This is a genomic window from Saccharomonospora halophila 8 (genome assembly GCF_000383775.1).
In the GTDB taxonomy this organism is placed as follows: domain Bacteria; phylum Actinomycetota; class Actinomycetes; order Mycobacteriales; family Pseudonocardiaceae; genus Saccharomonospora; species Saccharomonospora halophila.
This window is the reverse complement of the sequence record NZ_KB912554.1, coordinates 5,641-14,403: the sequence shown is the minus strand read 5'-3', so window position 1 is coordinate 14,403 and position 8,763 is coordinate 5,641. Positions and strand designations below refer to the sequence as shown.

The following is an 8,763-nucleotide window of genomic DNA, read 5'->3' as shown; positions in this document are numbered from 1 at the left end:
CACGCCCTGCTGCGGACCGGGCGCTCCCGGCTGCTGGCCGAACCCGCCGGGCTCGCCCTGCGGGTTCATCGCGGCCGGGTTGTCCGCCGCACTCGGCGGCGGTGCGTAGGGGATCGCGGGTGGCTGCATCCCAGGCGGGACGAGCTGCGTCGATTCCGGACCCTGGCCCCCGCCCTGCTGACCACCGCCGGCGTCGCCACCACCGGCGCCGGCGCCGGGCTGACCGGGCTGAACCACCTGCGTCTGCTCGGGACCGTCCCCGAACGACTGCTGGTCGGCCTGGGGCTGCTGCGACGGCTGTACCACCTGAGTCGCCTCGGGCGCGCCGAACGGACTGCTCTCCTGTGACTCCGGCTCGCCGGACGAGCCCTGGGCCGGCTGCTGTTCGCCGTCGCCCTGGTTGGGTGGTTGCGGAGCACTCATGTGTGCCTTGTACCCCCTTGACGAGGACCGTGGGTGATTTCGCTCGCGCACACGCTATCGGATCACCCTCCGCACGCCGCCGAACGCCCCGCGGGCACGCCCCGGATGCGCAGCCGGATCAGGAACCACCTCCGGACAGGAACGCCAGCAGGTCCTGCCGCGTCACCACGCCGGCGGGTTTCCCGCCGACCAGCACCAACGCACCGTCGGCCGTGCCGAGTGCCTTCATGGCCGTGTCCAGCCGCGACCCCGCACCGATCGTCGGCAGCGGCGGCGACATGTGCTGGTCCAACCGGTCGGCCAGGGCGGCCTTGCCGGTGAACAGCGCCTCCAGCAGGTCCCGCTCGTTCACGGCGCCGACCACCTCGGCGGCCATCACGGGCGGCTCGGCGTTGACGACCGGCATCTGGCTGACGCCGAACTCCCGCAGGATCGTCACGGCCTCCGCCACCGTCTCGGTCGGGTGGGTGTGCACCAGGTCCGGCAGGGTGCCGTCCTTACGCCGGAGCACGTCGCCGACGGTGTAGTCCTGTTCCTCCGGCGCCAGGAAGCCGTAGGACGACATCCACCCGTCGTTGAACACCTTGCCCAGGTACCCGCGGCCGCCGTCGGGCAGCAGCACCACGATCACGTCGTCCGGGTCCACCCGCTGCGCGAGTTCGAGCGCCGCCGCGACGGCCATCCCGCACGAGCCGCCGACCAGCAGCGCCTCCTCCCGGGCCAGTCGCCGGGTCATGGTGAACGAGTCGGCGTCGGAGACCGGGATGATCTCGTCGGCGACCGAGCGGTCGTAGGTCTCCGGCCAGAAGTCCTCGCCGACGCCCTCCACGAGATACGGCCTCCCGGTACCGCCGGAGTACACCGAGCCCTCCGGGTCGGCGCCGACGATGCGGACCCGGCCCTCGGAGACCTCCTTGAGGTACCGGCCGGTGCCGGAGATGGTGCCGCCGGTGCCGACGCCCGCGACGAAGTGCGTCACCCGCCCCTCGGTCTGCCGCCAGATCTCCGGCCCCGTGGATTCGTGGTGACTGGCCGGGTTCGCCGGGTTGGCGTACTGGTCCGGCTTCCACGCGCCCTCGGTCTCCCGGGCGAGCCGGTCGGAAACGCTGTAGTACGACTCCGGATGGTCCGGCGGCACGGCGGTGGGGCACACGACGACCTCGGCGCCGTAGGCCTTGAGGACGTTGCGCTTGTCCTCGCTGACCTTGTCGGGACACACGAACACGCACCGGTACCCCTTGCGCTGGGCGACCATGGCGAGCCCGACGCCGGTGTTGCCCGAGGTCGGCTCGACGATGGTGCCCCCGGGCGGCAGTTCCCCGGAGGCCTCCGCGGCCTCGACCATACGCAGCGCGATCCGGTCCTTGACGCTGCCACCGGGATTGAGGTACTCGACCTTGGCCAGCACGGTCGGGCGCAGGCCGTCGGCGAGGGAGTTGAGCCTGACCAGAGGGGTGTCCCCGACCAGGTCGATGACGTGTTCGGCGTAATCCATGTCACCAGGGTAGACACGACGGACCCGCCCCGGTACCTCGGCTCGGGGCGCTCTGCGACACATTGTCCGAATAGGACCGCCTGTGGTTGGCTGCGCCGGTCACCGTCCGACGAGACCGAGGAGCCCCCACGTGAGACCCCACCGGAGACCCCGGGCCCGTGCGCTCGGGGTGGCTGCCCTGGCCGGTGTCCTGCTGGCCGCGACGACGCAGACCCCCGTGGGCGCGGAGCCGGGCGGAGCGCCCGGAGACCACCACCGGGCCGACTTCACGCTGACCCTGCTGTTCACCAACGACACCGAGTCCGCCCTGCTGGGCATCCCCGGCGACGGCACGGACACCGGCCGCATCGTCGACGGCGGCACCCACCCGTACGGCAGCCCCTCCCGCACGAAGACGCTGATGGACCGGTTGCGCCGGGAGGCCACCACGGGGCCGCCCGCGCCCGGCCAGGCGGGCCACCGCGGCGAGATCGTGCTCTCCGGCGGCGACAACTTCCTCCCGGGGCCCGAGTACTCGGCGAGCACCGTGGCGGGGGCTCCGTTCCACGACGCGCTCGCCTTCGACGGCATCGGCTACGACGCGAGCGCCATCGGCAACCACGACTTCGACTTCGGCCCCGGGGAACTGTCGCGGTTCCTCACCGAGATCGACGGGCCGACCACCTTCCTCGGCGCGAATCTCGACGTCTCCGCCGAGCCCGCGCTGCGCGCGCACGCCGACGACGGCACACTGGCCTCCGCCACGGTGCTGCGCACCCGCGGCGAGCGGATCGGCGTGATCGGCCTGACCACCCCCGAACTGCCCGCACTGTCCAGCCCGCGCGACGTCGGGGTGCGCGGTGACCTGGCCGCGATCACCAACGCCCTCTCCCGGGACCTCGCCGGTCGGGGTGTCGACAAGGTGGTGCTGGTCAGCCACCTCCAGGACATCGACAACGAGCTCGCGCTGGTGCCCGAGCTGCGCGGTGTGGACGCCGTCGTCGGCGCGGGCGGCGGCGAGATCCTGGCCGACCCGGGGGACCGGCTGATTCCCGGGGACACCGCCGAACGGGCCTTCCCGCTGTGGGCGGACGACGCCGACGGCGAGCGTGTGCCGGTGGTGACGGTGCCGGGCGACTACTCCTACATCGGCAGGCTCGTGCTGAACTTCGACCGCGGCGGGAACGTGCGCACCGTGGACGAGCGGCGCACCGGCCCGGTCCGGGTCTCCGGGGTCGGCCCGGACGCCGTGCACGGCGACCCCGCGCTCCGCGAGCGGGTGGAGGAGCCGGTGGCCGAGCACCTGAGCGGGATGGCCGCCGACGTGGTGGCCACCAGCGAGGTACCTCTCGACGGCGTCCGCCACGCGGTGCGCACGCGGGAGACGAACCTCGGCGACCTGCTCGCCGACAGCCTGCTCCGGGCCGGACAGCGGCGGGCGGGCGAGTACGGGGTCACACCGCCGGAGGTCGCCCTCCAGAACGGCGGCGGCATCCGCAACGACTCCGTCCTGCCCGCGGGCGAGCTGACGACCCTGGACACCTACGAGATCGCCCCCTTCTCCAACTTCGTCACGGTGGTGCCCGAGGTGCCCCGGGCCACGCTGCGGCAGCTGCTCGAACGCGGTGTCGCGGCGGCGCCGGCGGCGGCGGGTGCGTTCATGCAGGTCGCCGGGCTCTCGTTCACCTACGACACGACGCGCCGGGCGCAGCGCGTGCGGGAGGGCACGAACGAGATCGAGACTCCCGGGCAGCGGGTCCGCGACGTCACCCTGGTCGACGGGACGGTGCTGGTCGCCGACGGCGAGGTCGTCGACGGGCCACCGGTGTCGGTGACGACCAACGACTTCTCCGCGCGCGGCGGCGACGGGTACCCGTTCGGTGACCTCGCGTTCACCCCGGTCGGCACGACCTACCAGCAGGCCCTGCGGGACCACCTCACCGGGGAGCTCGGGGGCAGCGTCCCCCGTACCGCCTACCCCGAGGGCGGCACGGGACGGATCACCGCCGTCGGCGGCGACGGCTGAGCGCGCCGCCCGAGTCTCCGACGTCCGACACCCGGGGGCCGGGCCCCGAGCCCCGGACCCCGGGTGTCGGCGGATGTGTCCGGGGGCACCCGGATCAGTGGTTCCGCAGACCCGGGCAGGCAGGATATATACCTAAGCAAACGCTTAGCCAACCTGAAGGAGTGTCCACATGCCGGAAGCCGTGATCGTCTCCGCGGCCCGTTCGCCGATCGGCCGCGCGGGTAAGGGCTCCCTGGTGAACATGCGGCCCGACGACCTCACCACGCAGATGGTGCGGGCGGCGCTGGACAAGGTCCCCCAACTCGACCCGGCCGAGATCGACGACCTGATGCTCGGCTGCGGTCTCCCCGGCGGGGAGTCCGGCTTCAACATGGGCCGTGTCGTCGCCGTGCAGCTCGGCTACGACCACCTTCCCGGGTGCACGATCACCCGCTACTGCTCGTCCAGCCTGCAGACCACCCGGATGGCCCTGCACGCGATCCGCGCGGGTGAGGGCGACGTGTTCCTCTCCGCGGGTGTGGAGACGGTCTCCCGCGGGGTGAACGGAACCTCCGACTCCTGGCCGGACACGCACAACCCGTTGTTCGCCGACGCCGAGGCCCGCACCGCGAGGTGGGCCGAACAGGGCGGCGACGAGTGGGTCGACCCGCGGGAGAACGGCCAACTGCCCGACGTCTACATCGCGATGGGGCAGACCGCCGAGAACCTGGCGCGGGGGAAGGGCGTCTCCCGCGAGGAGATGGACGAGTTCGGAGTGCGCTCGCAGAACCTCGCCGAGAAGGCCATCGCGGACGGCTTCTGGGCCAACGAGATCACCCCGGTGACCCTGCCGGACGGCACCGTGGTCTCCGCCGACGACGGCCCCCGCCCCGGGGTCACCCTGGAGAAGGCCGCGGGACTCAACCCGGTGTTCCGCCCGGACGGCCGGGTCACCGCCGCGAACGCCTGCCCGCTCAACGACGGCGCCGCCGCGCTGGTCATCATGAGTGACACGAAGGCGCAGGAACTGGGCATCACGCCGCTGGCCCGCATCGTGTCCACCGGCGTGTCCGGCCTGTCCCCGGAGATCATGGGCCTGGGGCCGGTCGAGGCGTCGAAGCAGGCGCTGTCCCGCGCCGGGATGTCGATCGACGACATCGACCTGGTGGAGATCAACGAGGCGTTCGCCGCCCAGGTCATCCCCTCCTACCGGGATCTGGGCATCGACCTCGACAAGCTGAACGTCAACGGCGGCGCGATCGCGGTCGGCCACCCGTTCGGCATGACCGGGGCCCGGATCACCACGACCCTGCTCAACTCGCTGCGGCACCACGACAAGCAGTTCGGTCTCGAGACCATGTGCGTGGGTGGCGGCCAGGGCATGGCCATGGTCCTGGAGCGGCTGAGCTGACCGCCGGCGCACGGGAGCGGCCGGTGGGATCCGCACGGACCCACCGGCCGCGGTCCGGCGCACGGCGCGGTCACACCGTCTTCGGCCGGGCCGCGCAGATGACCGTGCCGGGTTCGGGGTAGGTGAGCGAGAAGGCCGCCTCGACGTCCGCACAGGCCCGGCGCGGATCGGTCGTGCCTTCGGCGACCTTCAGCACGGCCAGTTCGGCGGCCGGGTCGGTGCAGCGCACACGTTCGTAGCCGGCGGGATCGTCGGTGGCGACGTTGGTCAGACAGTCGCCCTGTTCGACGTTGAGCATCAGGCACACCAGCGAGCCGTCCGGATGCCGGTAGCGGTCGTACGGGCCCGCCGGGCAGCCGACCGCGGGATCGTCGACCAGCGCGGCGACCCGCAGTGTGGCCTGCTCGTGCGAGCAGTCCCGGACCTCGGGTTCGTCCGCCGTGTAGCGGAAGTCCGCGATGTAGAGGCAGGTTCCCACCTCGACCTCGGGCACCGCCGTGGCCGCGTGCCACCCGGTGAACCCCACGGCGGCCGCGATCAGGGCGACGGCCACGGCGACCCCGGCCCACGCCGTGCCCTTCCGCGGCGGAGGCGGCGACATCGGTTGCCCGATCGGCGACATCCCGTACGGCGTCGCTCCGGGCTGTCCGGGTTCCCAGGACTGTCCGGGTTGCCAGGGCTGTCCGGGTTGCCAGGGTTGCCCGGGCGGTCCCCCCTGTGGGTACTGCGCTCCCGGCGGACCTTCGGAGGGTGGAACCGTCACCGTGACCTCACACCATCTTCACGCGGACACCGACCGTGCCGATTGAACACCAGGGGACGGCGACACCGGGACACCCCCGGACGTTCCGGGCGCGGACGGTGCCCCCTCCCCGGCCGCGCGAAACGGGGGCGCCCGGCCGACGGGCCGGACGCCCCCGCGGTCCAGGAGCGGCGTGGGTGCCTGGCGCCTACTCGCTCTGCAGGTAGGACAGCAGGCGCAGGATCTCCAGGTACAGCCACACGAGGGTGACCATCAGGCCGAAGGCGACGAACCAGGCGAACTTCGCGGGCGCACCCTGACGGATCGCCTGGTCGGCCATGTCGAAGTCCAGCAGGAAGCTGAACGCGGCCACACCGATCACCACGATGCTGAAGATGATCGCGATCGGCCCGCCGTCCCGGAGGCCGGTGTTCACCCCGAACAGACCGAGCACCAGGTTGGCGAGCATGAGGACCAGCACGCCGCCCAGCGCGCCCATCATCCACTTACGGAACTTGGGCGTGACCTTGACCGCCCCGGTCTTGTAGACCACGAGCATCACGACGAACACGGCCGCGGTCCCCAGGATCGCCTGCAGCGCGATGCCGGGGTAGATCATCTCGAAGACCCCGGTGATCGCACCGAGGAACACCCCTTCGACGGCGGAATAGGCCAGCGTCATGGGCGCGCTGGCCATCTGCTTGAAGGTGATGATCAGGGCCAGGACCAGGCCCACGAGCATGCCCACGATCATGGCGCCGAAGACGGCGCCGGTGGATCCCGCCGCGACCTGCGACTGCGCCCAGACGGCGGTGATGACGCCGACGAGCAGCGTCGCGCCGAGGCTGGCCCCGGTCTTCATGACGACGTCGTCGACGGTCATCGGCCGGTCGGCCGACCCGGAGGGCGCCTGCGGCGGGCCGTGCCCGGGCTGGCCGCCCAGTGGCTGGTTGACGCCCGCGTACGGGGCGCCCGCCGCACCCTGGGGCAGGTTGCGGAAGGCAGGGTTGCTGGAAGTTCGCACCTGATCCTCCTGGATCTTCTGGCACTTGCGTCGGGACAACGACCGGGCGCGCCGGTCGGTTCCCGGTTGTCGGTAAACGCGACTTTACCCGTACCCCGTGCGAGTCCACGTGCGCCGATCGTGACCCGGAACAGGTCGGGCCGGGGCACCGACGTCCACCACCTGGCCGATTGCCCTGGTCATGTTTTCACGAGACCCTCACCAGGCGTACCCCCGCACCGCCCGGCGGGACGGTGATGTGACTTGCGTCGCACCGGGCGTAAGACGGGAAGAATACTGGGGAAAGGGGTAGTCCGTGGCGCGAAGACGCCTGCTCACCACTGTACGCGGACCGGGCGGATCGCTGCTGGCGACGCTCGCCCTGACGGCACTGGCACTGGCGACGCTGTCCGTCATGGCCGTCCCACCGTCGGCCACGGCCGAGGTGCGGGAGGGAGTCGGCCACGAGACCACCCCGGGCCAGTCGTGGGGCGGACGCGACCGCTCCGCCGAACACGACTGGCTGGGCTCCTACGAGGTCGGTGGGGAGCAGGTTTTCTGTGTCTCGTTCGCCCTGAAGGCGCCGGACACCGACGAGGCGTACGAACCCGGCGACGAACTGCTCGACAAGTGGGGCGAGCCGCTCGAACCGGACGTCGCCGCGAACATCTCCTACCTGCTGCTGCGCTACGGCGACACGCAGGACCCCGACGAGGCCGCCGCACTGGCACACCTGCTGCACTCCTTCACCGCCGCGCCGCGGAACCCCGACGATCTCGACCCGGACAGGCCGTTCACCGAGATCGCCTACGACGTCGAGGCACATCTCGCCGCCCTGCCGGACGGTGCCCGGGCCGCGGTCGACCGGATGCGGGACGAGGCGGAGACCTACCGTGGCCCGTGGGAGGTGGAGCTCACCACACCCGAGGGCGACCAGACCATCGGTACCTCCGCGGAGTGGTCGGTGCGGATCACCAACGCCGCGGGCACCGGCGTCCCCGACGTGGACGTCGCCCTGGACCTCACCGACCTCGAACCCGGGGACGGGGACGCCTCCGGGGCGGCGACCGTGACGACCGGTGAGGACGGCGCCGCGGCGGTCACCCTGACCCCGACCGGGGAGGAACCGACGGTGCGGGTGACGCTGGCCGCCCCGGCCGAACGGCCCTACGTCCGGGAACCGGTCACCACCGACACCCAGCGGGTCGTGTCCACGGGCGGTGAGCAGGAGCTGACGGCCGAGGCCGGGACGACGGCCCGCACCGCCCCGGGCGCCGTCCGGGTGGCCAAGGTGGACGAGGAGACCGGCGACGGCATCGCCGGAGTGCCGCTGAAGCTCACCGGCGAGGACGGCACCTCCCCCGCCGTCGGCCAGGACGGTGAACCCCTCGTCGGCGAGGACGGCGAACCGATGGTGGTGACCAGCGAGGGCGCCGACGGGACGGTCACCGTCGAGAACCTGCGCACGCCGCAGACCGTGTGCCTGACCGAGGTCCGCCCGCCGAACGGCTACGGTGACGCCTTCGATCCGGAGAACCCGCCGTCCGCCTGCGGAGAGCTCAGCCCGGGCGAGACGATGACGCTCCGGATCGCGAACGTGCCCGACGACGTCCCGGAGACCATCCCCGCGGGGGAGCCCACCCTGACGGTCGAGCGGGCCGCGACCACGTCGGGCGCCCCGGTGGGCGCCCTGCTGGGCCTCGGC

Annotated in this window: 6 protein-coding genes and 1 pseudogene; 3 read left to right on the top strand and 4 right to left on the bottom strand. The window is 72.3% G+C overall.

Going from position 1 to position 8,763, the window contains the following annotated elements; all coding sequences use genetic code 11:
* Positions 1-423 (bottom strand): annotated as a pseudogene (locus SACHA_RS26150) (hypothetical protein); the annotation flags it as partial.
* A gap of 118 nt (positions 424-541) precedes the next feature.
* Positions 542-1,918: a cystathionine beta-synthase gene (locus SACHA_RS0111625; RefSeq protein WP_019809882.1), complete on the bottom strand. Its 1,377-nt coding sequence runs from the start codon at positions 1,916-1,918 to the stop codon at positions 542-544.
* Positions 1,919-2,048: 130 nt separating this feature from the next.
* Here SACHA_RS0111625 and SACHA_RS0111620 point away from each other — a divergent pair, with 130 nt between their 5' ends.
* Both SACHA_RS0111620 and SACHA_RS0111615 read left to right on the top strand, forming a co-directional pair.
* Positions 2,049-3,923, top strand: a complete 1,875-nt coding sequence (locus tag SACHA_RS0111620; RefSeq protein WP_157601671.1) for a bifunctional metallophosphatase/5'-nucleotidase — start codon at positions 2,049-2,051, stop codon at positions 3,921-3,923.
* A gap of 169 nt (positions 3,924-4,092) precedes the next feature.
* Positions 4,093-5,313, top strand: coding sequence for an acetyl-CoA C-acetyltransferase (locus SACHA_RS0111615; protein ID WP_019809879.1), 1,221 nt, complete (start codon positions 4,093-4,095; stop codon positions 5,311-5,313).
* Positions 5,314-5,383: 70 nt separating this feature from the next.
* Here the strand turns inward: SACHA_RS0111615 and SACHA_RS0111610 are convergent, their stop codons facing one another.
* On the bottom strand, positions 5,384-5,914 hold the full coding sequence (locus SACHA_RS0111610; protein WP_232211861.1) for an LppU/SCO3897 family protein: 531 nt from the start codon (positions 5,912-5,914) through the stop codon (positions 5,384-5,386).
* A 349-nt stretch (positions 5,915-6,263) separates the two neighbouring features.
* The gene (locus SACHA_RS0111605) at positions 6,264-7,079 is read right to left on the bottom strand and encodes a Bax inhibitor-1/YccA family protein (protein ID WP_028663102.1); all 816 of its coding nucleotides are present in this window, start codon (positions 7,077-7,079) and stop codon (positions 6,264-6,266) included.
* A gap of 295 nt (positions 7,080-7,374) precedes the next feature.
* On the opposite strand from SACHA_RS0111605, the gene SACHA_RS0111600 reads away from it, so the two are divergent.
* Positions 7,375-8,763, top strand: a 1,389-nt coding sequence (locus SACHA_RS0111600) for an MSCRAMM family protein (protein WP_019809873.1), incomplete at its 3' end; no start/stop codon positions are given.

What these genes read in the sequence shown, in the direction of transcription:
- SACHA_RS0111625 (WP_019809882.1), bottom strand. Translation starts at nt 1,918, where the DNA reads ATGGATTACGCCGAACACGTCATCGACCTGGTCGGGGACACCCCTCTG.
- SACHA_RS0111615 (WP_019809879.1), top strand. Translation starts at nt 4,093, where the DNA reads ATGCCGGAAGCCGTGATCGTCTCCGCGGCCCGTTCGCCGATCGGCCGC.
- SACHA_RS0111610 (WP_232211861.1), bottom strand. Translation starts at nt 5,914, where the DNA reads ATGTCGCCGCCTCCGCCGCGGAAGGGCACGGCGTGGGCCGGGGTCGCC.